The sequence below is a fragment of the Nocardia sp. NPDC055002 genome (assembly GCF_053608825.1).
This window is the reverse complement of the sequence record NZ_JBSGWE010000002.1, coordinates 332,958-355,629: the sequence shown is the minus strand read 5'-3', so window position 1 is coordinate 355,629 and position 22,672 is coordinate 332,958. Positions and strand designations below refer to the sequence as shown.

Annotated in this window: 20 protein-coding genes; 10 read left to right on the top strand and 10 right to left on the bottom strand. The window is 67.6% G+C overall.

Annotated features, from left to right (window positions below):
* The first annotated feature begins 37 nt into the window (after positions 1-37).
* Complete coding sequence (locus tag ACWF99_RS08865; protein ID WP_378656042.1) at positions 38-1,009, top strand: COX15/CtaA family protein; 972 nt, start codon at positions 38-40, stop codon at positions 1,007-1,009.
* Positions 1,010-1,083: 74 nt separating this feature from the next.
* Here the strand turns inward: ACWF99_RS08865 and ACWF99_RS08860 are convergent, their stop codons facing one another.
* Positions 1,084-1,449: a hypothetical protein gene (locus tag ACWF99_RS08860; protein ID WP_452535544.1), complete on the bottom strand. Its 366-nt coding sequence runs from the start codon at positions 1,447-1,449 to the stop codon at positions 1,084-1,086.
* A gap of 76 nt (positions 1,450-1,525) precedes the next feature.
* On the opposite strand from ACWF99_RS08860, the gene ACWF99_RS08855 reads away from it, so the two are divergent.
* Positions 1,526-2,491 carry a quinone oxidoreductase family protein gene (locus tag ACWF99_RS08855; RefSeq protein ID WP_378627098.1) on the top strand — a complete coding sequence of 322 codons (966 nt, stop codon included), beginning with the start codon at positions 1,526-1,528 and terminating at the stop codon, positions 2,489-2,491.
* Positions 2,492-2,504: 13 nt separating this feature from the next.
* On the opposite strand, the gene ACWF99_RS08850 is transcribed toward ACWF99_RS08855, so the two are convergent.
* Positions 2,505-3,392 carry an oxidoreductase gene (locus tag ACWF99_RS08850; RefSeq protein ID WP_452535543.1) on the bottom strand — a complete coding sequence of 296 codons (888 nt, stop codon included), beginning with the start codon at positions 3,390-3,392 and terminating at the stop codon, positions 2,505-2,507.
* Positions 3,393-3,481: 89 nt separating this feature from the next.
* Between ACWF99_RS08850 and ACWF99_RS08845 the strand changes: the two genes are divergently transcribed.
* Entirely contained in the window at positions 3,482-4,072 is a 591-nt protein-coding gene (locus ACWF99_RS08845) for a TetR/AcrR family transcriptional regulator (protein WP_378656035.1), read from the top strand.
* Here ACWF99_RS08845 and ACWF99_RS08840 read toward each other — a convergent pair.
* Positions 4,069-4,671 (bottom strand): TetR/AcrR family transcriptional regulator, encoded by a 603-nt coding sequence (locus ACWF99_RS08840; protein ID WP_378656032.1) that lies wholly within the window; start codon positions 4,669-4,671, stop codon positions 4,069-4,071. The genes ACWF99_RS08845 and ACWF99_RS08840 overlap by 4 nt on opposite strands.
* Positions 4,672-4,766: 95 nt before the next feature.
* Between ACWF99_RS08840 and ACWF99_RS08835 the strand changes: the two genes are divergently transcribed.
* Positions 4,767-6,281 carry an FAD-dependent monooxygenase gene (locus tag ACWF99_RS08835; RefSeq protein WP_452535542.1) on the top strand — a complete coding sequence of 505 codons (1,515 nt, stop codon included), beginning with the start codon at positions 4,767-4,769 and terminating at the stop codon, positions 6,279-6,281.
* A 103-nt stretch (positions 6,282-6,384) separates the two neighbouring features.
* Here the strand turns inward: ACWF99_RS08835 and ACWF99_RS08830 are convergent, their stop codons facing one another.
* Complete coding sequence (locus ACWF99_RS08830; RefSeq protein WP_378628319.1) at positions 6,385-7,320, bottom strand: heme o synthase; 936 nt, start codon at positions 7,318-7,320, stop codon at positions 6,385-6,387.
* Between the two features lie 502 nt (positions 7,321-7,822).
* Between ACWF99_RS08830 and tkt the strand changes: the two genes are divergently transcribed.
* From tkt to pgl, 5 genes are read left to right on the top strand one after another with little or no spacing between them, the layout of a single operon-like run.
* Positions 7,823-9,964, top strand: coding sequence for a transketolase (gene tkt, locus ACWF99_RS08825; RefSeq protein WP_378656026.1), 2,142 nt, complete (start codon positions 7,823-7,825; stop codon positions 9,962-9,964).
* A gap of 4 nt (positions 9,965-9,968) precedes the next feature.
* The gene (gene tal / locus ACWF99_RS08820) at positions 9,969-11,102 is read left to right on the top strand and encodes a transaldolase (RefSeq protein WP_378627090.1); all 1,134 of its coding nucleotides are present in this window, start codon (positions 9,969-9,971) and stop codon (positions 11,100-11,102) included.
* A gap of 4 nt (positions 11,103-11,106) precedes the next feature.
* Positions 11,107-12,678, top strand: a complete 1,572-nt coding sequence (zwf, locus tag ACWF99_RS08815) for a glucose-6-phosphate dehydrogenase (RefSeq protein WP_378627088.1) — start codon at positions 11,107-11,109, stop codon at positions 12,676-12,678.
* Complete coding sequence (gene opcA, locus ACWF99_RS08810; RefSeq protein ID WP_452535959.1) at positions 12,675-13,583, top strand: glucose-6-phosphate dehydrogenase assembly protein OpcA; 909 nt, start codon at positions 12,675-12,677, stop codon at positions 13,581-13,583. The genes zwf and opcA overlap by 4 nt, the downstream gene beginning before the upstream one ends.
* A complete protein-coding gene (pgl, locus tag ACWF99_RS08805; RefSeq protein WP_378627087.1) occupies positions 13,576-14,361 on the top strand; it encodes a 6-phosphogluconolactonase in 786 nt (261 codons plus the stop codon). The genes opcA and pgl overlap by 8 nt, the downstream gene beginning before the upstream one ends.
* A 386-nt stretch (positions 14,362-14,747) precedes the next feature.
* Here the strand turns inward: pgl and ACWF99_RS08800 are convergent, their stop codons facing one another.
* Both ACWF99_RS08800 and ACWF99_RS08795 read right to left on the bottom strand, forming a co-directional pair.
* Positions 14,748-15,818 carry a hypothetical protein gene (locus ACWF99_RS08800; RefSeq protein WP_378627084.1) on the bottom strand — a complete coding sequence of 357 codons (1,071 nt, stop codon included), beginning with the start codon at positions 15,816-15,818 and terminating at the stop codon, positions 14,748-14,750.
* A complete protein-coding gene (locus ACWF99_RS08795; RefSeq protein ID WP_452535541.1) occupies positions 15,815-16,162 on the bottom strand; it encodes a hypothetical protein in 348 nt (115 codons plus the stop codon). Before ACWF99_RS08795 ends, ACWF99_RS08800 begins: the two co-directional genes overlap by 4 nt.
* A gap of 130 nt (positions 16,163-16,292) precedes the next feature.
* On the opposite strand from ACWF99_RS08795, the gene ACWF99_RS08790 reads away from it, so the two are divergent.
* Positions 16,293-17,195, top strand: coding sequence for a hypothetical protein (locus tag ACWF99_RS08790; protein ID WP_452535540.1), 903 nt, complete (start codon positions 16,293-16,295; stop codon positions 17,193-17,195).
* A gap of 47 nt (positions 17,196-17,242) precedes the next feature.
* Here the strand turns inward: ACWF99_RS08790 and ACWF99_RS08785 are convergent, their stop codons facing one another.
* From ACWF99_RS08785 to ACWF99_RS08770, 4 genes are all read right to left on the bottom strand, one after another.
* Entirely contained in the window at positions 17,243-18,925 is a 1,683-nt protein-coding gene (locus tag ACWF99_RS08785; RefSeq protein WP_452535539.1) for an ABC transporter ATP-binding protein, read from the bottom strand.
* Positions 18,922-20,652 (bottom strand): ABC transporter ATP-binding protein, encoded by a 1,731-nt coding sequence (locus ACWF99_RS08780; protein ID WP_452535538.1) that lies wholly within the window; start codon positions 20,650-20,652, stop codon positions 18,922-18,924. Before ACWF99_RS08780 ends, ACWF99_RS08785 begins: the two co-directional genes overlap by 4 nt.
* 38 nt (positions 20,653-20,690) lie before the next feature.
* Positions 20,691-21,656: an alpha/beta hydrolase gene (locus ACWF99_RS08775; protein ID WP_378627078.1), complete on the bottom strand. Its 966-nt coding sequence runs from the start codon at positions 21,654-21,656 to the stop codon at positions 20,691-20,693.
* A gap of 172 nt (positions 21,657-21,828) precedes the next feature.
* Positions 21,829-22,545, bottom strand: coding sequence for a hypothetical protein (locus tag ACWF99_RS08770; protein ID WP_378656013.1), 717 nt, complete (start codon positions 22,543-22,545; stop codon positions 21,829-21,831).
* Positions 22,546-22,672 lie beyond the last annotated feature (127 nt).

Here is a 22,672-nt window from a genome sequence, read left to right as displayed (position 1 = left end):
TATCAGCGCCGAAATCCTGGCCGGTACCATTCCTGACGTGCTGTATCGCGCCTTCGTTGGCCTCGTCGACCGGCTGCCGCTCCCCTCGCTGCGGGTGCAGCGGCTCATCGCCATCGCGGTGATCCTGAGCCAGGCGGGAATCTCGGTGACCGGCGCGATCGTGCGCGTCACCGCCTCCGGCCTCGGCTGCCCGACCTGGCCGCAGTGCTTCCCCGGCAGCTTCACCCCCATCGGGGTGTCGGAAGTGCCCGTCCTGCACCAGACCGTGGAGTTCGGCAACCGGCTGCTCACCTTCGCGGTGACGCTGTGCGCCGGGCTGATCGTGCTGGCCGTCATCCGGGCACGGCGGCGCAGGGAAGTCCTGACCTATGCCTGGCTGATGCCCGGCGGCACGGTCGTGCAGGCGATCATCGGCGGTATCACCGTGCGCACCGGCTTGCTGTGGTGGACCGTCGCCGTGCACCTTCTCGTCTCGATGGTGATGGTCTGGCTGGCCGTGGTGCTGTACGCGAAGATCTGCGAACCCGACGACGGCATCGAGACCGTCCAGGTGCCCGCTCCCCTGCGCTGGCTCACCGCACTGTCGGGCGTGGCCCTCGCGGGTGTGCTGATCGCGGGCACGCTGGTCACCGCGGCCGGCCCGCATGCCGGTGACAAGAGCATCGAGCGGCAGGTCGAGCGACTGCAAGTCGAGATCGTCACCCTGGTGCACCTGCATTCGCAGTTGATGATCGGATATCTCGCACTGCTCGTCGGGCTCGCCTTCGGGCTCTTCGCCGTCGGCATCACCCCCGCCATCCGCAAGCGGCTGTTCGTCCTGCTCGCGCTCGTGCTCGCGCAGGGGCTGGTCGGTGTCGTGCAGTACTTCACCGATGTGCCCGCCGCGCTCGTCGCGATCCACGTCGGCGGGGCAGCGGCGTGCACCGCCGCGACCGCCGCACTGTGGGCGTCGCTGCGGACACGCGAGAAGGTCGACGTTCCCGCGGTGCCCCAGGCTTCCGTGCACTGACCCGTCACAACGAAACAGCCCGCGATCGGTATACCCGATCGCGGGCTGTTCGTCCGTATTCTGCGCCGCGGAGATCAGGCGCCCGCGAACAACTTCCAGTTGCGCGCCTTCGGGAACTTGGTCTGATGGGCGACCCAGCCGGCCATCTTGGCCCAGTGCGTCGGGGCGGGGGTCACGATCGAGCCCAGCTCGCGGCTCCACTCGTCGGTCTCGGCGAGGCCGTCGACGCGCTCCACGAGCGCCTTCGCGGTCGCCATGTCGCCGACCACCCGGTCGCCGAGGATGCCGTCGGCACCGACCAGGGTGATCCGCACGCCCTGCTTGCCGATGTACTGCGGCACGGCCGTTCCCGAACCACCGTGCTGGGCGAGGAACTTCACGATGGACTTCTCGACCTCGGCCGGCACCTTCACGGCCTCGGGGGCGGCGGTTGTACTCATGAACCGGAGTTTACCGGCAGGTAGTTTCCAGTCCAGCCTCGAGTGGCCTGGAACACGGGGTGTAGAAAGAGGACTCATGCGCGCGATTCAGGTTTCCGAGCACGGCGGTCCCGAGGTCCTGCAGTACGTCGAGCTGGCAGACCCGCAGGCCGGGCCCGGTCAGCTGCTGGTCGAGACCCAGGGTGTGGGCGTCAACTACATCGACATCTACTTCCGCACGGGCCAGTATCCGCAGGCGACGCCCTACGTCCCCGGATCCGAGGGCACGGGCATCGTGGTGGCGATCGGTTCGGATGTCACCGAGTTCGCCGTCGGCGACCGCGTCGCCTGGGCGTCGGCGCCCGGCAGCTACGCGGACCTGGTCGCCGTCGACGAGGCCGTGGCGGTGAAGGTGCCCGACGACGTCGAGCCGGCCGTGGCGGCCGCCGCCCTCCTGCAGGGCATGACCGCCCATTACCTCACCGAATCGGTGTTCTCTCCCGAACCCGGCGACCCGGTTCTCGTCCACGCGGGCGCGGGCGGCGTGGGCCTGCTGCTCACTCAGATGGCCGTCGCGAGGGGCGCCCGAGTCATCACCACGGTCTCCACCGACGCCAAGGAGAAACTGTCCCGCGAAGCGGGCGCCACCGACGTCCTGCGCTACGGCGACGACCTGGCCGCCCGCGTCCGTGACCTCACCGACGGCATCGGCGTGGCCGCGGTCTACGACGGTGTCGGCGCCAGCACTTTCGAAGCGAGCCTCGCCGCCCTCCGAATCCGCGGCACCCTCGCCCTGTTCGGCGCGGCCAGCGGCGCGGTCCCGCCCTTCGACCCGCAACGACTCAACCCCGCCGGTTCCCTCTGGCTGACCCGCCCGTCCCTGGGCGCCTACACCCGCGATCGCACCGAATTCCTGTGGCGTGCCACCGATGTCTTCGACTGGATCGCCGCGGGCACCCTGAACCTGCGCATCGGCGCCACCTATCCGCTGGCCGACGCGGCCCAGGCCCAGCGCGATCTCGCGGCGCGAAAGACCACCGGCTCGATCGTGCTGCTGCCGTAGCCCGGCTGTCCACTCACCCCAGGAAGGGGACACCGGTCAGTTCCTCGGAAGCTTCCCAGAGTCGGCGCGCGCTCTCGCGGTCCATCGAGCGAGAGCTGGAGCGCACCCGCTCCGGATAGCCGCCGATCTCGAAAAGTCCTGAGGGTCCGTAGTATTCACTCCCCTGCGCGGCCGGATCTGTCGCGGCACGCAGAGTCGGGAGCGCCCCCATGGCGGGGGTGCGCCCGAACAGGCGGGCGACGGCGAGATTCGGCAGACGGAAGACCGCCGGGGAGTACCGGAACACCTCGGTGCTCGCGCCGCCGGGATGAGCGGCCAGTGCGCAGGCCGACGTTCCCGCGAGCCGGCGATCGAGCTCATAGGTGAACAGCAGATTCGCCAATTTCGATACGGCATAAGCATTTCCAGCGGATCTCGCAGGGTCGTCGAGATCGATTCGCCCGAAGCGGTGGCCGATGCTGCTGACGGTCACCACCCGCCCGGCCTCGGCTGCGACGAGGTGATCCAGCAGCAGTCCGGTGAGCGCGAAGTGACCGAGATGGTTGATCCCGAACTGGCTCTCGAATCCGTCCTCGGTCGTGCCGGACAGCCCGGTGACACCGGCATTGTTGATCAGCAGATCGACGCGGTCGTAGCGGCTGCGCACCGTCTCGGACGCGGCACGGACCGACGTGAGAGACGCCAGGTCGAGAGCGACCGTGTCGACCTTCGCTCCGGGTGCCTGTCTCGCGATGCGCTCGGCAGCGTCGGCCGCCTTACCGGAATCGCGACAGGCGAGCGCCACGGTCGCGCCTCGCGCGGCCAGGGTTCGTGCGGTTTCGAAGCCGAGTCCGGTATTGGCACCGGTGACGACCGCGATTCGCCCGGCCAGGTCGGGGATGTCGGCTTCGGACCACTTCATGACAGCTCCTAACATGAACGATGCATTCACATTAAAGTGAACCAGTCGTTCATGTTATTGGCAAGGCACTCGAGAAGGATGGCACCGAGATGACCGACCGACCCCTGCGCGCGGACGCGCGGCGCAATCGCGAGGCGATCGCCGCCGCCGCACGCGAACTCGTCATCCGCGAAGGGCCGGGCATCGGCATGGACGAGATCGCCACGGCAGCGGGTGTCGCGACCGGCACGCTGTATCGGCACTTCCCGACCAAGCAGGATCTGATCGAGAGCATCGTGGCCGACCTGGCCGAGGGCATCGACCGGTCGCTGAACTCGGCGCTCGCCAGAGCCGAGGACGGGACCAGCTCGGCCATCGACGAGGTGATCGCACTACTGCGCCACGTGATGATCGATATGCGGCAGGAACGCCTGCTCCGGTTCGCCGTCGCCGGGGTCGCCGAGGACTCACTCCGCGAGATCCAGGCGCGCGGGCGTGCCGCCGTCGAGCAGCTGGTCGCCACCGCGCACCGCAACAATTCGCTCTACCCGGACGTCACCGCGGACGACGTGGTCCTCCTGCTGTCCACCGCGCCGACCGACGCCATGTCCGAGGTGGAGCAGTCGCGCTGGTTGACGCTAGCTCGCCGAGCACTCACACCGAACCCGGCCACCGGAGTTCGGAACCCGGCACGCGGCTAGTAGTCGCGGCCGGTCAGACCGCGGTAGACGAAACGGGTGATCGACTCGATCGCCTCCTCGTCGGTGAGGGTCACCGAGCCGTCTTCGACCATCCGCAACATCCCGTCGACCGCGGCGAACATCATCGCCAAGCTGGCGTCGACCGTTCCCGGCAGGCGTAGCCCCCGTTCCGGGAAGTCCGCCACGTGGTCGGCGATGTCGGTGCGCTGTTCGGCGCCGAAGCCCGCGATGATCCGGGCGAAATCCGGGCTGACCTGCGCCGCCTGGCCCATCGCGCGCAGGACCGAGGCGTGTTCGCGGGCGAAGGTCCAGTAGCCGCGGACGTGGTAGCGGACTGCGGCCGGGTCGGTGAAGTCACCGTTGTGCTCCGGGTCGGCCGCTCGCTCGTCGCTTGCCACCGCCATATCACGCAGAAGCGCTTGCAGCAGTTCCTCTTTGCTCGCGAAGTGGTTGTAGAACGATCCGGCCGCGCGGCCCGCGGCGGTGGTGATGTCGGTGATCTTCGCGTTCAGGTAGCCGTGTTCGGCGAAAACCTGCCGGGCGGCGTCCTTGAGCGCCTGCTCGGTCTCCGCGGATTTCTCGCGCCTGCTGCCCACCACCGGACATCACCTCCTTGACAAGCACGGTACCAACACTGAAACTGAATTCATATTCACTGAATATCAGTTCAGTTCTTGTCGCAGGAGGCATTGCCATGTCAGAGCAGGTACTCATCGCGGGTGCGGGCCCGACCGGTCTCACCCTCGCCCTCGATCTCGCACGGCGCGGCGTGCACGTCCGGCTCGTCGACCGGGCCGATTCGCCGTTTCAGGGGTCGCGCGGCGACGGCATCCAACCGCGCACCCTGGAGGTGTTCGACGACCTCGGCGTCATCGACGCGGTACTGGCCGCCGGGCGCGAGGTCCCGGTGATGCGCGCCTATTTCGCGGGGACCTTCGTCGGCGAGCGCCGCATGGCCGACCCGGTCGAGCCGACCGCGGATGTGCCGTATCCGAATACCTGGGTGCTCGGCCAGTCCGACACCGAGGCGATCCTGCGGGCGCGGCTCGCCGAGCTCGGGGTGACGGTCGAATTCGCCACGGCGCTGGTCGATTTCACCCAGGACGACGCCGGCGTCACCGCGACACTGCAACGTGGCAGCACATCGGAGACGGTGCGCGCGAGCTATCTGGTCGGTGCCGACGGTGGCGCGAGCACGGTGCGCAAGCGCCTCGGGATCGCGTTCGAGGGCAGCACCGACGAGTCGATCAAGATGCTGCTCGGCGATGTCCGCGCCGACTCTCTCGACCACGAGTACGGCTACTGGTTCGCCGCCGCGGCCGACCAGCCGATGACCGGTTTCGCCCTGTCCCCGCTACCGGGCGCGCGGCGCTTCCAGTTCGCCGCCCCGCTGACCGACGACCGCTTCCCCGACCTGGCCACCCTGCAGGATCTGGCCGACCGCCACGGCCCCGAGACAGCCTTGGTGCTGAGCGACCTGTCCTGGATCACGGTGTGGCGCCCCAATATTCGACTCGCCGAACGCTTCCGCGACGGCCGGGTGTTCCTCGCGGGCGATGCCGCCCACGTCCATCCGCCCACCGGCGGCCAAGGCCTGAACACCGGCGTTCAGGATGCCTACAACCTGGGCTGGAAACTGGCCGCTGCCCTCGGTGGCGACCCGGCCCCGCTCCACACCTACGAACCCGAACGCCGCACGGTCGCGGCCCGCATCCTCGGCCTGAGCACTGAGCTCCTCGACAAACTCGTCGACGGCGACGAGGACGCGATGCACCGCGGCCCCGAAACCCGCCAGCTCGCCATCACCTATCGCTCCCCCGCCGACGACGGCCCCCTCGTCGCGGGCGACCGCGCGCCGGACGCCACACTGCACGACGAAACCGGCCGCCCGATCCGCCTGTTCGACGTCTTCCGGGGACCCCACGCGACCCTGCTCCGCTTCGCCCCGACCAACGACTCACTCGACATCGAGCTCCCGGCCTTCGCGGCAGGCGCGAACTCCACATCCGTGTCCCCAGCGACACCGATCGACGGATCCGGCGTTCTCACGGTCGAGATTCGCCGCGTCGACACCCCGTCCGAGTCATCCACCCGACCGGCGTCTGTGACACTTGTCGACACCGACGGACACGCCTTCACTGCCTTTTCGGCGACGGCGGGCACCGACATCCTGATCCGACCCGACGGCCACCTCGCACGTCGCTGGTGAGCTTCCAGATCGGCCACTCCCCTGATCCGGCGAGGCCGCGACCGGACCAGGTCCGGACATGACAGTGGCCGGGCATCGCTGCCCGGCCACTGTTCCAGAAGTCTTACAGCCCGACGAGGCTGCCGATCGTGTCCCACCCGAGCACCGAGTCGACGGCCAGACCACAGAACACCACCGCGAGGTAGTTGTTCGACTGCAGGAACAGCTTCAGCGGCTTCACCGACTCGCCACGGCGCACCCCGGCGTAGAGCTGATGCGCCATCAGCAGGAACCAGGCACCGGCCACCAGGGCGACCGCCGCGTAGATGACACCGGTCGCGGGCACCAACGCCATCGTCGCGAGCACCGTCAACCAGGTGTAGATGACGATCTGCTTGGTCACCACCTGCTCGGTCGCGACCACCGGCAGCATCGGCACGCCGGCCGCGCGGTAGTCCTCCTTGTAGCGCATGGCCAGCGCCCAGGTGTGCGGCGGTGTCCAGAAGAAGATCACCGCGAACAGCACCACCGCGGGCCAGCCGATAGTGCCGGTCACCGCGGACCAGCCCACCAGCGCGGGCATGCAGCCGGCCGCGCCGCCCCACACCACGTTCTGCGAGGTCCGGCGCTTGAGGCCCTTGGTGTAGACGAAAACGTAGAACAGGATCGTCGCGACGACCAGCAACCCGCTGAGCAGGTTGGCCTGCCACCACAGCCAGGCGAAGGAGATCGCGCCGAGCACGACACCGAAGACGAACGCGTGCGAGGTGGGCACCGCCTCGCGGGCCAGCGGGCGGCGCGCGGTCCGCTTCATCACCTTGTCGATATCGGCGTCGGCCACACAGTTGAGAGTGTTGGCGCTGGCCGCGCCCATCCAGCCACCGAACAGGGTGACCAGGATCAGCCGGATGTCCACCGTGCCGCGGTCGGCCAGCAACATCGTCGGAATGGTGGCAACGAGCAGTAACTCGATGACGCGTGGTTTGGTGAGCGCGATGTAGGCAAGGGGCTTGCGCACTATCCGCGCGGCCAGGCTGTCGCCCTGGAGTCGGTCGGCCAGCGCCGTCGACGAAGTTCCGTGCGCACCGCTACTACCCGGCTCGTGACCGATCCGCACTGTTTCTCCTCGCACGCTGTGCTTCGCTTCGCATCCGGTAATGGAACGAGCAGCGCGCGGCTGCGGCGCGGCCACTACTACAGAGGATGGTAGACCCACTCACCTGCCGCTCCGCGCCAGACCCCCGCCACCGTGGGCGCGGTCACTACGCCCCACGAGCCCGCATCCCGGGCCCACGCGGCGGTGAACCCGCATCGACGCGCAGGTGAACGGCATCGCGACGGGCTCCGCCCGTGCGGCGGCGATGGTCTACACCGCACACCGCCGACTCACGGCGATCCGAACTAGACTCAACGCCAGGGTTCGCGCCAACCGCTGTAGCAGCACCACTAGGGTATTCCTGTACATCGGTACGCATCCCGGCCGCGTGCGACCCGCTGTCGAACATCATCGCCGCTGCCAAGCTATCGCCGTCGACGAAACCTAGGTCAGGAGAACTACGGTCGTGCCAGTCACAGACGACATTCGCGCCCTCACTCAGCGGAACTATCCCAGCGACTGGACGGACCTCGACACCAAGGCCGTCGACACCGCCCGGGTACTCGCTGCCGACGCCGTGCAGAAGGCGGGCAACGGGCACCCCGGTACCGCGATGAGCCTCGCGCCGCTCGCCTACACCCTGTTCCAGCGCACCATGCGCCAGAACCCGGCGGAGCCGCGCTGGGTCGGTCGCGACCGGTTCGTGCTGTCCTGTGGGCATTCCAGCCTCACCCTCTACATCGAGCTCTACCTGGCCGGTTTCGGCCTGGAGCTGACCGACCTCGAGCAGCTGCGCCAGTGGGGCTCGCTCACCCCGGGCCACCCCGAGTTCCGCCACACCGACGGCGTCGAGATCACCACCGGCCCGCTGGGTCAGGGTCTGGCCTCGGCGGTCGGCATGGCGATGGCCGCGCGGCGTGAACGCGGGCTGTTCGATCCGGACGCCCCCGAAGGCACCAGCCCGTTCGACCACTTCATCTACACCATCGCCTCCGACGGCGACCTGCAGGAGGGCGTCACCGCCGAGGCCTCCTCGATCGCGGGCACCCAGCAGCTGGGCAACCTCGTGGTGATCTACGACGACAACGAGATCTCCATCGAGGACGACACCGACATCGCCTTCACCGAAGACGTGGCCAAGCGATACGAGGCCTACGGCTGGCAGGTGCAGATCGTCGAGGGCGGCGAAGACGTGGTGGCCATCGAGAAGGCGCTGGCCGCGGCGAAGGCCGAGACCAGCAAGCCCTCGATCATCATTCTGCGCACCATCATCGGCTTCCCGGCCCCGAACAAGATGAACACCGGTGGCGCGCACGGCGCCGCGCTCGGCCCCGACGAAGTCGCCGCGGTGAAGAAGGCGCTGGGCTTCGACCCGGAGAAGTCCTTCGACGTCGACCCGGCCGTCATCGAGCACACCCGCAAGGCACTGGCCCGCGGCGCCGAGGCACAGGCGAAGTGGCAGCAGAGCTTCGACGAGTGGGCCGAGGCCAACCCGTCGAACAAGGCGCTGTTCGATCGCCTGCAGACCCGCTCGCTGCCCAAGGGCTGGACCGAGGCGCTGCCGAGCTTCGAGGTCGACCCCAAGGGCATGGCCACCCGCAAGGCGTCGGGCAAGTTCCTCGCCGCGGTCGCCGACGAGCTGCCCGAGCTGTGGGGCGGTTCGGCCGACCTGGCCGAGTCCAACAACACCACGATGCCCGGCCAGGCGAGCTTCGGCCCCGAGTCGATCTCCACCGGCGCGTGGAAGGCCAACCCGTACGGGCGCACCCTGCACTTCGGCATCCGTGAGCACGCGATGGGCTCGATCCTCAACGGCATCGCGCTGCACGGCCCGACCCGCCCCTACGGCGGCACCTTCCTCGTGTTCAGCGACTACATGCGCCCGGCCGTCCGCCTGGCCGCACTGATGCGGGTACCCGCCATCTACGTGTGGACCCACGACTCCATCGGCCTCGGCGAGGACGGCCCGACCCACCAGCCGGTCGAGCACCTGGCCGCGCTGCGCGCGATCCCCGGCCTCAACGTCGTTCGCCCCGCGGACGCCAACGAGACCGTCCACGCCTGGCGCACCGTGCTCGAGCGTGACTCCGACGAGCACACCTCGCACTTCCCGGTGTACGAGTCGCCGCAGCAGGACGGCCCGTCCGCGCTGGCACTCACCCGCCAGGACGTGCCGACCCTGGAGGGCACCAGCTACGAGGGTGTCAAGAAGGGCGGCTACGTGCTGGTCGAGGCGTCCACCGGCACACCGGAAGTGATCCTCATCGGCACCGGCTCCGAGGTCCACCTCGCGGTCGCCGCGCGCACTACGCTGGAAGAGCAGGGCATCCCGACCCGCGTGGTCTCGATGCCGTGTGTGGAGTGGTTCGACGTGCAGGATCAGGGATACCGCGACGAGGTGCTGCCCCCGTCGGTGCGGGCCAGGGTCGCGGTGGAGGCCGGTATCGCGATGCCGTGGCACCGATTCGTCGGTGACGCGGGTGAGGTCGTCGGCATCGACCACTTCGGCGCGTCGGCCGACTACAAGACTCTGTACCGCGAATTCGGTATCACCCCCGATGCCGTCGTCCGCGCGGCACTGCGTTCCACCGACAAGGTGAAGGGGTAAGACCATGGCACAGAACGAGAATCTCGCCGCGCTCTCGGCCGCGGGCGTCTCGGTGTGGCTCGACGATCTCTCGCGCGAACGCATCCAGTCCGGCAATCTCGCCGACCTGGTCGCGACCCGCAGCGTCGTCGGTGTCACCACCAACCCGAGCATCTTCCAGGCCGCGATGAGCGTGGGCCACGCCTACGACGCGCAGCTGAAAGACCTTGCGGCCCAAGGCGCCGACGCCGACGCGGCGATCCGCACGATGACCACCGACGATGTGCGCGCCGCCTGCGACGTGCTCGCGCCGGTGTTCGAGGCGACCGGCGGCGTGGACGGGCGGGTGTCGATCGAGGTCGATCCCCGGTTCGCCTTCGACGCCGACAAGACCGTCGCCCAGGCGATCGAGCTGTGGAAGATCGTCGACCGCAAGAACCTGTTCATCAAGATCCCGGCCACCGAGGCCGGTCTGCCCGCCATCACCTCGGTGATCACCGAGGGCATCAGCGTGAACGTGACGCTGATCTTCTCGGTGCCGCGCTACCGCGCGGTGATGGGCGCCTACCTCGACGGTCTGCGCAACGCCAAGATCGGTGGCCACGACCTGGCCAAGATCCACTCGGTGGCGTCGTTCTTCGTCTCCCGCGTGGACACCGAGATCGACAAGCGCCTCGAGGCGATCGGCACCCCGGAGGCCCTCGCCCTGCGTGGCAAGGCCGGTGTGGCCAACGCGCGTCTGGCGTACGCCGAGTACCAGGACGTGTTCGACGGCGGCGCGCACACCTCCACCTACAACCACCTGGCCGCACAGGGTGGCAACCGGCAGCGGCCGCTGTGGGCGTCGACCGGGGTGAAGAACCCGGATTACCCCGACACCCTCTACGTCACCGAACTCGTCGGCCCGAACACGGTCAACACGCTGCCGGAGAAGACGCTGCAGGCGTTCGCCGATCACGGTGAGGTGCTGGGCGACACGCTCAGCGGCCGTGGCGCCGAGGGCGCTCAGGTCTTCGCCGATCTGGCAGCGGTGGGTATCGATCTCGACGATGTGTTCGCGCTGCTCGAGCGCGAGGGCGTCGAGAAGTTCGAGAGCGCGTGGGGCGAACTGATCGAGGCCACCACCGGCCAGCTCGACATCGCGGCGGAGGGCAACTAGCACGATGGCCGGCACAGCATCGACGGATCAGGCGGCGGGGCTGTGGCACAACCCGCTGCGCGACGAACGCGACAAACGGGTCCCCTTCATCGCGGGCCCGTGCAGCATGGTGATCTTCGGTGTCACCGGAGATCTGTCCCGCAAGAAGCTGATGCCGGCCATCTATGACCTGGCGAACCAGGGGCTGTTGCCCCCTGGTTTCGCCCTGGTCGGCTTCGCCCGGCGCAACTACGCCGACGAAGACTTCGCCTCGGTGGTACTCGAGGCCGTGAAGAAGCACGCGCGCACCCCTTTCCGCCAGGAGGTCTGGGACCACCTGGCGGAGGGGCTGCGCTTCGTGCAGGGCAGTTTCGACGACGACGCGGCCTTCGCGACGCTCGCCGACACGTTGCGCGATCTCGACGAAACCCGCGGCACCGGCGGCAATTACGCCTTCTACCTGTCGATTCCGCCGAACATGTTCCCCGTGGTCCTCGATCAGCTCTCCGAGCACCACCTGGCTCAGGCCAAGCCGGACCCCGACGGGTACACCCCGTGGCGGCGCGTGGTGATCGAGAAGCCGTTCGGCCACGACCTGACCAGCGCCAAGGAACTCAATGCCCTGGTCAACCGGGTCTTCCCCGAAGAGCAGGTCTTCCGCATCGACCACTACCTCGGCAAGGAAACGGTCCAGAACATTCTGGCGCTGCGCTTCGCCAACGAGTTGTTCGAGCCGATCTGGAACGCCAACTATGTCGACAGCGTGCAGATCACCATGGCCGAGGACATTGGATTGGGTGGTCGCGCGGGCTATTACGACGGGATCGGCGCCGCGCGTGACGTCATCCAGAACCACCTGTTGCAGTTGCTCGCGCTGACCGCGATGGAGGAGCCGACCTCCTTCGAGCCGATGCAGCTCACCACCGAGAAGATCAAGGCCCTCTCGGCCACCAAACTCGTTGCGCCACTGGACGAGACGACCGCGCGCGGGCAGTACACCGAAGGCTGGCAGGGCAGCGAACACGTCGTCGGCCTACATCAGGAGGAGGGCTTCGATCCGCAGTCACGGACCGAGACCTACGCCGCGCTCACCCTGCACGTGGAGAACCGGCGCTGGGCGGGTGTGCCGTTCTATCTGCGCACCGGAAAACGCCTGGGCCGCAGGGTGACCGAGATCGCGGTGGTGTTCAAGCGCGCGCCACACCTGCCCTTCGACCAGACCATGACCGAGGAGCTCGGTCAGAACGCCCTGGTCATCCGGGTGCAGCCAGACGAGGGCATCACCTTGCGCTTCGGCTCCAAGGTGCCCGGCTCGGGCATGGAAGTGCGCGATGTGAACATGGACTTCAGCTACGGCGAGGCGTTCACCGAGTCCTCCCCCGAAGCCTACGAACGGCTCATCCTCGACGTGCTGCTCGGCGTGCCGTCACTGTTCCCGGTCAACGCGGAGGTCGAATTGTCCTGGCGCATCCTCGATCCCGTGCTCGCGCACTGGGCCGCGGGCGGCAAACCCGAACCCTACGAGGCCGGGACCTGGGGTCCCGGCTCGGCCGATGAGATGCTCGCGCGCAGCGGGCGGGAATGGCGGCGTCCGTGATCGTCGACATGCCCGACACCAACACCGTCGATGTCGGTAAGCGGATGGTCCAGTTGCGCGAGACCAACGGCGTGATCACCCAGGGCCGGGTGCTCACCCTGGTGGTGTGCACGCTGGACTCCTCCGAAGCCGAGGACGCGATCGACGCCGCCAACGACGCCAGCCGCGAACATCCCTGCCGGGTCATCGTGCTGGCCCGCGGTGACCGCGACGCCGACACCCGGCTCGACGCGCAGATCCGCGTCGGCGGTGACGCCGGTGCGGCCGAGGTGATCGTGCTGCGCCTGCAGGGCGCGCTGGTGAACCACGAAAGCAGCGTCGTCACCCCGTTCCTGCTGCCCGACACCCCCGTGGTGGCGTGGTGGCCGCGTGGCGCGCCGGAGTACCCGTCGATGGACTCGGTGGGCAAGCTGGCCAAGCGCCGCATCACCGACGCCACCTACGCCCCTGATCCGCAGGCCGCGATCAAGAAGCGCCGCTTCTCCTACGCCACCGGTGATACCGATCTGGCGTGGAGCCGCATCACCTACTGGCGGGCGCTGCTGGCCGCGGCGCTGGACGAGCCGCCGTTCGAACCGGTCACCTCGGTGACCGTGTCGGGCCTGGCCTCCGAACCCGCACTCGACACCCTGGCCGGTTGGCTGGCCTCCCGCCTGCACTGCCCGGTGATCCGCAAGACCGGGGAGCTGAAGGTGGAAATCCAGCGCGCCACCGATTCGATCGCCATCGAACGCCCGCAACTAGGAAGGACGGCCACGCTGACCCGCACCGGCGAACCCGACCAGCGGATCGCGCTGGCACGCCGGGAAACTCGCGACTGCCTCGCCGAAGAACTGCGCCGGCTCGACGCCGACGAGATCTACGCCGAAGCGCTCGCCGGAATCGAGAAGGTGACCTATGAGTGACCACATAGACGTGCACGACGACCTCGGTGCCGAATTCCCCGCCAACACGATCGAGATCCACGACGACGCCGAGCTGCTCGCCGACGCGGCCGCCGAACGCTTCGTCGACGTGATCGTCTCCGCCCAGGCCGAACGCGGCCACGCCTCGGTCTCGCTCACCGGCGGCAGCGACGGCATCCGCCTGCTCCAACGCGTGCGCCAGTCCCCCGGCGACATCGACTGGTCCGCCCTCTACGTCTACTGGGGCGACGAGCGTTTCGTCCCCGCGGGCGACAAGGACCGCAACGAACTCCAGGCCCGCGAGGCGCTGCTGGACTTCGTCGCGCTGAACCCGGCCCACGTGTTCCCGATCGGCCCCTCCGACGGCCCCTACAGCACCCCGGAGGAAGCCGCGGCTGCCTACGCCCAGGTCGTGCACACCGAACTCGACGAGCGCGGCGAGTTCGACCTCACGGTCCTCGGCATGGGGCCCGAAGGCCACATCGACTCCCTGTTCCCGCACTCACCCGCGGTCCAGGAGACAACGGATTATGTTGTCGCCGTACACAATTGCCCGAAGCCCCCGCCTACGCGGGTCACCATGACCCTGCCCGCGATCCACCGCTCCCGCCACGTGATGCTCGTGGTCAGCGGCGAAGGCAAGGCCGCCGCGGTGGCCGCCGCCGTCAACGGCGCCTCCCCCGACGACATCCCGTCGGCCGGCGCGGTCGGCATCGAATCGACCACCTGGGTGATCGACGAGGCCGCGGCAACAGGCCTGCTGCTCGACGACGAATAGAAGCGCCGATGGGCCGGGCCGTATACTGCGGGCCCGGCCCATCGGCATGTCAGAAGCCAGCCAATTCGGGTACAAATCGTCGGCCCCTATATCCACTGAAATCTGCGCGAAGGCGCACTATTCACCCGAGAATAATCGCAGCCGACAATACCGTTATTCCGTATCCCACGACTCCCGCACCGAATGCGATTCGACTATCTTTACGAAATCTACTCATTCCGAAGATCGACAACCCGATCAATGACACGACAACCAAGCCGCTTATCGTCCGATGGCCGACGCCAACAGCAGAGAATAGATAGAGTACGTAGAGGAGCACGAGTGAAATCAGCCACGCACTGGCCGCGCCGCACAGCAGCATGATAACAGCTTTCATAATTTGCATTTCAGGCCGTCATCGGGCCAGGTGAAGGCGGAAGTCCGTTCGTCAGGTTGTTGGCAAACCTTTGCCAGACAGTCCCGCTCGTCTCTGCACCGCCTGGAATCACCGACGCGCCACCAACCGGGCCCCAGGCATCCACCTTGAGTTCCCATAGGTTTCCGGTCGTTGGCAGCGCTTGAAAAGTAATTGTTCGCCCGGAACCCTCGACATGGCCATCCAAGGATTTGATAACGATCCCATCGGGGCCCGCATATTCGATAAGAACAGGCTGCCCACCGACCGGAGAGTCCAGCGAACATACTTTACCGGTCTCGACGGATGGACCACAGCCGCTGAACGGGAAATACTTATCGAAATTCTTTGCGATCTCAGCATGGATCTCGGCCGCAGAATACCCGGCCGGCGCAGTGAAAGGATATTCCTTCGTATAGCTGCCGTATCCCCCCGTGTTTTGCGGCAGACCGTATGAAAGGCCCGAATTCCCCTCCGGCAGGTTGGCGAACGCGTTCTCGATCGCAGACTGCACGGTCGCAGCCGCCGTACGCGCATTCTCCAATGCCGCTTTTACTGCGGTCGTAGACGCGTCTGCGCCCACCTGAAGCGACCCCGCTGCGACCGAATACGATGACGCGTCTGGCAACTGCGACAACAGCGTTTGATGGGTACTCGTCGAGATATCGACCGTGCCGTCGTCACCGACCTCGTAGCCGCTGGACTCCGCCGACTTCACGGCATTCACCACAGCAATTTTCGCAGCATCCAACGTGCTCGCGCCAGAATGCGCCGCAGCCGCGCCATCCTGTAACGCCGTAGCGAAGGTCCTCGTCGTGGTACGGATCTCCTCATGCTTGGTCCGCATGGCGTCCGCCGCACTACCTGTCCAGAAATCACGACCGGCATCAACCGCGCGGTACTGCGTGTCATCGAACGCTGTCAGCTTCTGCGCCTGCGATGACCACGCATCACCCCGCGCGGTCAATGTCGCAGGTTCCCACGCCAGCACGTGCGCCAGAGTGAGCGTGCTGATTTCCGCCGCCGCGACCGACTCCTGCTCGGTAGTCCCGACCGTGCTCATGCCAGCGCCGCCTGCTGAGCACCGATGTATCCCGCGTTCTGGGTGTCCTTGCTCTGGAACTCGGATACTGCGGTCGATGTCGCCTTGGACAAGGCGTCATATTCCGAGATCAACGTCTTCGCTGCCTCGGCGACCTTCGCGATCGCCGCCGTCGACACATCGGGAACCTTCGTTCCCGGCAACATCACTGCGGAATCACCGGTCTCGCCGGTAAATACTCCCACCATCTCGGACTCGGCCTTACCGAGCGTGGTAGCGAGCTCCTGTGTTCGTGTCGGATCAAGATCCAAATCCGATGCGCCAGCCATGATTCCCCATTTCCCGTCGTTCCCTTCGGCCGTCACCGTAGCGCATCGACGTGCCCGCTCCGACCCGATACCCTCAGCAGGTGATCCAGTGGCTGCCGGGTCACGCGAACGAAACAGCACTGTGACGCCGACGGCGGGCGGCAAAGTCGGACAGAAGGCTCAACCCATGGGGGACATCGACCCGGTCTCGGGTCATATCGAACAGCTCCAACGCGCGCTCACCGATGCGAGGGGCCGGGCGGTCAGTGCCGACGGGAGCCTTCGCCTCGAAGCCGGCGCGAACGGCACGATCCACAGCATCGAACTGGGCGAGGGTGGCGCCGAGCTCAGTGCGGCGGTGGTTGTTTCGCTGATTGCCGATCTGCATCGCGAAGCGGTTACCGAGGCTACCGCGACCATGCGGGCAGCGGTTGCGGCGCTGACCAGCGACCCGCGGCTACACGACGAACGCCAGGAGGTCGTCGACAAACTTTCCCGGCCCCGCATCGAGCCTGAAACTGTTGCGGCACCGAAGAGTTCCCCGCCGCTGACGCGTCCCTCTTCGACGAGCAGAGAAGGTGGGAGTGCTCCACGCCTGCGGAGCAACTCGCCGTCGGCCGAACCGCTGAGTCGGTCGACCTCACGTCAACCCGCGGAGCGCGGGAGAACGACAACCCGTCCGACACCGCCCCGGCAATCCACCGCGCCGCCGAACCTCTCGGAATTCGATCCGGTCACCTTCGCACCGCTGCCGAGGGCCAAACGCCCCGCGCCGCCGAATCAGCGGCCCATCGCACCCCATCCAGGCAACACGACTACTGACGCGCCCCCCAACCGATCGATCACCCACGACTCGCGCGATATCCCGGAACCGATCCGTGGCGACGCCCCGGATCCCGTCTGCGGCGACACCGAACCGGCGAGCGGATCACCGAGTGCCGAGCTGAATCCGGCGGAGTCCGACTTCGTCCCCGCCGATCCGTTCGCCCCGTGGGGCGATCCCGGTGACGGCACCGGAATCGCCCCGGGGAGTTGGCTTCCCGACGACAATCTACTGCTGTCCGATGACTGGTGGGACTGGCCACGATAGCGGCAGTACCAGAGAACGGGTCAGGTGACCGGGGTGAAGGAGCTCGTCTAGAAGTCGGCGTAGCGGCCTGCTCGGTGGAGGAGTTCTTCGTGGGTGCCGTCTTCCGCGATGTGGGCGTTGTCGAGGAAGATGATGCGGTCGGCGCGGTGGACGGTGCGCAGGCGATGGGCCACCATGACCACGGTTCGGCCGGACATCAGGCGTTCGATGCCCTCGTGGACCGCGGCCTCGTTCAGCGGGTCGAGGGCGGAGGTCACCTCGTCGAGCAAGACGATCGGGGCGTCTTTCAGCAGGGCTCGGGCGATCGAAACGCGTTGGCGCTCACCACCGGACAGGAGGGTGCCGCCTTCGCCGACGTTCGTTGTCCAGCCGCCGGGGAGCCGGTCGATCACCTCGTCGAGGCGGGCCGCGGTGGCGGCGGTTCGCACCTCGTCGTCGGTGGCGTCGGGGCGGCCGAGGCGGATGTTGTCCTCGATCGTCCCGTCGAACAGGTAGACGTCCTGGAAGACGATGGCGAACTGGGCCATCAGTGTTTCGGTGCTGATGGAGCGCACGTCGACGCCGCCGATGCTGACGGTGCCCGCGTCGACATCGTAGAAGCGGGCGATCAGTTGCAGGAGAGTGGTTTTGCCCGCGCCGGACGGCCCGACCACGGCCAGCCGTTGTCCGCGGGGAATCGTCAGCGAGACCTCGTCGAGCACCGTGCGGGTGCCGTGCCGGAAGGTGACGGCATCGAAGGTCAGGTCATGAGCCCGCGGTTCCAGGGGCGTGCCGGGTTCCGGCAAGGTTTCGGTCCGCAGCAGCGCCTCGAGGCGCACCAGCTCGGATCGGGCACCGCGCAGCCGGCCGCCGATATCAGCGAGGGACAGCAGCGGGTCGGCGCACCGAGCAGCCAGAATCAGGATCGCCAGGAATTCCGCCGCACCGATGTCTCCGCCGAGAGCCAGATACGTGCCGAGGGCGAGCAAACCGGTGAACACCGCTTGCACCGCGAGCGAGAGACCGAGGATTCCGGGCAGCGCCGTGAAGGCTCGGCGGCGCGAGGTGCGCGCGACTTCCTGGAGCGAACCGTCGAGCAGGTCGAACCGTTGCGCGGTACGCCCTCCGGCCCGCAGAACAGGCTGGGCCTGCAGATATTCGATCACCCGCTGCGCGGCGTCGTGGTCGCGTTCGTGTCGCTGCGCGTCACCGGCCGCCATCGCACGCCCCGACCGGACCTGGATAGCCGCCACGAGCGGCACGGCGGCGGCCGCGGCCAACCCCAGCTGCCAATTGAACACGAACATCACGACGATGATCGTCAGCGGCGTCACGGCCGCCGAGATGAGCGGCGCCAGCAGGTGTGCGAGCACGCTCAACGCCTGCAGCACACCGCGACTGGCGAGCACCGACACCTCACCCACCCGACCGGCCGTGTACCAACCGATGGGCAGTCGGGCCAGGTGGTCGCCGAGCCGGTAGTACACCCCGCGCAGCAGCGTGGTGCCGACGCGGAATCCGGAAAGGTCACTGCGGTAGCGCAGGACGGCATAGACGGCGACGGCACCACCCAGTGCGATCAGCCAGGGTCGGGCAGCGGCGGGGTCGTCACCGAACAGCTCCCGCAGTACCGGAACCAGCAGCGCATAGGACAGGCCCTCGGCGACCGCGGTGACCGTCATCAGCGCGACCGTGCGCCGAACCGGACCTGCGTAGTCGGCTCCGAGCACGCGCAACAGCATGCGAATCATCGTGGGTCTCCCTGTAGTTCCGCGGTCACCGTTCGGTGCGCGTGCCAGAAGTCGGCGAATCTTCCCGGTCGGGCAAGCAGATCCGCGGGTCTGCCCTGTTCGACGATCGTGCCGTTGTCGAGCATCACGACGGTGTCGGCGTCGGCGATCGTTTCCAGCCGGTGGGCGATGACCAGGATGGTCCGGTCACGTCCCAGCGATGCCAGCGCCTGCCGGACGGCCTGCTCGGTCTGCGGGTCGGCGAAGGCGGTCGCTTCATCGAGGACCAGTACCGGAGTATCGGCGAGCAGGGCACGAGCCAGCGAAATCCGCTGTGCCTCACCGCCGGACAAGACCGCATCGTCGCTGATCACCGTGTCGTAGCCGTGCGGCAGTTCGAGGACGCGGTCGTGGATGTTGGCCAGGCGGGCCGCGCGTACCACGGCGTTACGGTCGGCAGAGGGAACGGCGAGGGCGATATTGTCCGCGACCGAGGCCCGCAGCAGCCGCACGTCCTGGAAGACGAACGAGACCGTCCGATAGAGCTCGCGGCTACCGAGTTCGCGCAGGTCGACGCCGCCGAGGGAGACCGTGCCGTGGGTCGGGTCGAAGAACCGCGGCAGTAGCTGGACCAGGGTGGATTTGCCGCTGCCCGACGGTCCGACGAGTGCGGTGACAGTGCCGGGCTCCAGTACCAGGTCGATCCCGCGCAGCACTTCGTGTTCGGCGTCGTAGCCGAACCGGACGTCCGCCAACCGCACGCGATGCCCCTGCGGCATCCTCGGTCGGGTCGGCTCGGGCAGCGGCGCCTCGTCGAGTACGTCGCGTATCCGGCCTACCGCGCGCCGCGCGGCCTGGAGGTCGTCGAAACCGTGTCCGAGGGCCGCCACGGGGGCGGTGAGCCCGATGCCGAGCAGCAGGAACGGCAGCAGATCGGCCGGGGCCATTCCGCCGTTCGTGATCAGCACCGTGCCGCCGATCAGCACCACCAGCAATACGAACGGCGGCGACAGCGCCACCTGCATGCCCGCCGCGATACCCGCCAGGCCACGCACCATCCGCAGGAAGATGTCGGCGAAATCATCAGTGGCGGTGCGGAATCGGCGATGGGCGCGTTCGGACCCGCCGAAGGCCTTGACCACCGCGATGCCCTGCACGAACTCGACGACCGAGCTGGCGATACCACCCATGGCAGTGTCGAAATCCTGCTGTTCGCGCAGCCGGGTGGGGGTCATCATCAAGGGGACGAGCGCGATCGCCAGCACCACCGGAATCAGGGTGATGAGCGTGAGCCGCCAGTCGACGGTGAACAGGTAGATCAGCGAGACCGACGGCACCGCGAACGCCGACACCAGTTCGCCGGGCGCGTGCGCGATGAAAGGATGCACCGCGCTCACGTCGTCGCCGACGATCTTCGCCAGCTCACCGGTGCGTCGCCGCGCGAACCAGCCGATCGGCACCCGACCCAGCTGATCGGCCAGTTGCCGCCGCAACGACAGCTGGACACGATCGTCGAGGAGGTGACCGATCGCCGAAGAGCCTGCGGTACACAGCAATCGGACGAGCAGCCCCACCGCGCCGGCCAGCACGACGAGCCACGCATGAGCGTGGTCGACCTCGCCGGGCGACAACAGGATTCGGCCCAGCTCGACCACCGCCAGCAAAGGAGCCAACCCGGCCACGGCCCCGACGACCTGCAGGATCACCACCGCGCCGAAACCGCCGAGATACGGCCGAAGCAAGCTCATGAGACTCGTTGCCCGAGTGGGCTGTTCGTCGACGGTGGTCATCGACGCACTCCCGAGCGCACAGCCAGGTGGCTTCGCAGATGGTCGAGGATCTCCGCGCGGGCGGGTCCAGCGGCCGGGATCAGCCCCCGCATGCTCAGGAAACCGTGTGTCGCCTCGGGATAGCGGGTCAGCGTTACCTCGACCCCCGCTTGCCGCAGACGATCGGCGTAGGCGGGCGATTGATCTTCCAGCGGATCGAGACCGGCGGACTGGATGAGGGTGGGGGCGCCACCGGCGAGATCGTCGTGGAACATCGGCGATATCTGTCGCGCGTCGAATCCCTCGGGGAGCGCGATGCGTTGCACCGCACGGCAGTTCGCGGGGGTCGCGGTGGGGCTGTCCGCGTTCTCGGTGAACGAGGGATAGTCGAAGACCCCGTCGGTCCAATCGAGTTGGGGGTTGATCAGTACCTGCGTCCGCAGGTCACGAATGTCGAAGGCGGTCAACGCCGCGAGGGTGGCACCCGCGCTACTACCGAGCAGCGCGACCCGAATACCGTCCGCACCCCACTCCCCCGCCCGCGCGACAAGAAGCGGTACCGCGTCGCGGGCATCCTCGACAGCGGCGGGAATCGGATGCTCGGGCGCCAGCCGGTAGTCCACCGAGGCGACCACCGCCGGACACTCGGCAGCCAGGTGACTCAGCAGCCAATCGTCCTGCTCAGGAACTCCCGTGATGAACCCACCACCGTGAAACGCGACGATCAACGGCAACCCCGAACCACCGCCCACCGGCCGATGCACGCGAACACGCAGCGTGCGACCGGCCAGTTCGAGCGTGTGATCGGTACCGAGCGCACCGCGATGCGACCGACCGGTGATGAACGTCCCGAAAGCCGACCGACGCAACTGCTCCTGCGCCGCACGCCCCTCGACAACCTCCGCCGGGGTGATCGAATCCCAATCCGGCCCACTCTTCAGTGCGGCCAACACCCGCATCCGAACAGGAACTCTGCCTCGCATGATCTGCCTCCTGGCGCTCACTCACCGCCCGCCTCCCGGCGGCGTAGCGCTACCCTGACAGCCGCGACCACCACTGCGCTTTCGGAAACATGCGGTCACCTCGCGAGCAGGTGCTGCCGCAGCCCTTACGCCATTCGCGCGATCACCGATTCGCGGGGCCCATTGCCGGCTGTCAGCCCAGGACCGCGCGTGGATCCGGAAGGTACATACCGGCTTTGCCGCGCACGGTACTCCACATCGCGAATCCCATCACCGGAGTGTTCTGGGCGATCATCATCTGCCGGTTACTCAGGTCGATCACCGCGGGTACGACGACGGTGCCGAAGCTCATCGCCTTGTTGGTGACGGCGCCGAAGCTGGCCGGGTGTACACGATCGGATATCAGCGCGGCGACGGCGCACGCGCCACCCTTCATCGCGAAGGCGCTCGGGCGCCGAATCGAGCGGGCGAATTCATCGACCTGCCTGGTGAATCCGGCGACGGTGGCGGGTGAGATCTCGCCCGCATGGCCGACACACACGGCCAGTTCGATCGGATTCAGCGAACTCTTGATCACCGCCCCGACGCCGATCAGCGACAGCACCGGACCGACCCAACTCCGGCTCACCTGGAGCCCACCCATCGTCATGTGGTGGGCAACCGCCGCCAGATAGGCCTGCACCGCCGCGCTCTCCTGCGGACCACCCGGCGGCGAGGATTGCTGCGGCGCAGCGTAATTCGCCTGCGGTGCACTGTAGTGAGCAGGAGGCTGCTGGTATTGCGGTTGCTGCGGCGGAAAGTTCGGCTGCCCGTACGGCTGCTGCGCATACGGCTGCTGCGGCGGCGCCCCGAAAGGCCCCGACTGCTGCTGATACCCCCACGGACCGCCCGGCCCACCTGGCGTCGTCATAGCCCCTCCTTCACCGTCCCACCTGAACACCGGACACTACCGGCTGCCCGAACCACCCCAACACTCCAGCTACGACTCTCTCGGTTGCGGGATTCTTCCCCCTTTCTGGTTCTCCCTGGATCCGGCC

Bases quoted from the DNA above. Each gene is read 5' to 3' on its own strand.
- ACWF99_RS08855 (WP_378627098.1), top strand. From the start codon at position 1,526: ATGCGCGCGATTCAGGTTTCCGAGCACGGCGGTCCCGAGGTCCTGCAG.
- ACWF99_RS08800 (WP_378627084.1), bottom strand. From the start codon at position 15,818: ATGAGCACGGTCGGGACTACCGAGCAGGAGTCGGTCGCGGCGGCGGAA.
- zwf (WP_378627088.1), top strand. From the start codon at position 11,107: ATGGCCGGCACAGCATCGACGGATCAGGCGGCGGGGCTGTGGCACAAC.
- ACWF99_RS08790 (WP_452535540.1), top strand. From the start codon at position 16,293: ATGGGGGACATCGACCCGGTCTCGGGTCATATCGAACAGCTCCAACGC.
- pgl (WP_378627087.1), top strand. From the start codon at position 13,576: ATGAGTGACCACATAGACGTGCACGACGACCTCGGTGCCGAATTCCCC.
- ACWF99_RS08835 (WP_452535542.1), top strand. From the start codon at position 4,767: ATGTCAGAGCAGGTACTCATCGCGGGTGCGGGCCCGACCGGTCTCACC.
- ACWF99_RS08860 (WP_452535544.1), bottom strand. From the start codon at position 1,449: ATGAGTACAACCGCCGCCCCCGAGGCCGTGAAGGTGCCGGCCGAGGTC.
- ACWF99_RS08780 (WP_452535538.1), bottom strand. From the start codon at position 20,652: ATGAGCTTGCTTCGGCCGTATCTCGGCGGTTTCGGCGCGGTGGTGATC.
- ACWF99_RS08770 (WP_378656013.1), bottom strand. From the start codon at position 22,545: ATGACGACGCCAGGTGGGCCGGGCGGTCCGTGGGGGTATCAGCAGCAG.
- ACWF99_RS08775 (WP_378627078.1), bottom strand. From the start codon at position 21,656: ATGCGAGGCAGAGTTCCTGTTCGGATGCGGGTGTTGGCCGCACTGAAG.
- tal (WP_378627090.1), top strand. From the start codon at position 9,969: ATGGCACAGAACGAGAATCTCGCCGCGCTCTCGGCCGCGGGCGTCTCG.
- ACWF99_RS08785 (WP_452535539.1), bottom strand. From the start codon at position 18,925: ATGATTCGCATGCTGTTGCGCGTGCTCGGAGCCGACTACGCAGGTCCG.
- ACWF99_RS08850 (WP_452535543.1), bottom strand. From the start codon at position 3,392: ATGAAGTGGTCCGAAGCCGACATCCCCGACCTGGCCGGGCGAATCGCG.
- ACWF99_RS08845 (WP_378656035.1), top strand. From the start codon at position 3,482: ATGACCGACCGACCCCTGCGCGCGGACGCGCGGCGCAATCGCGAGGCG.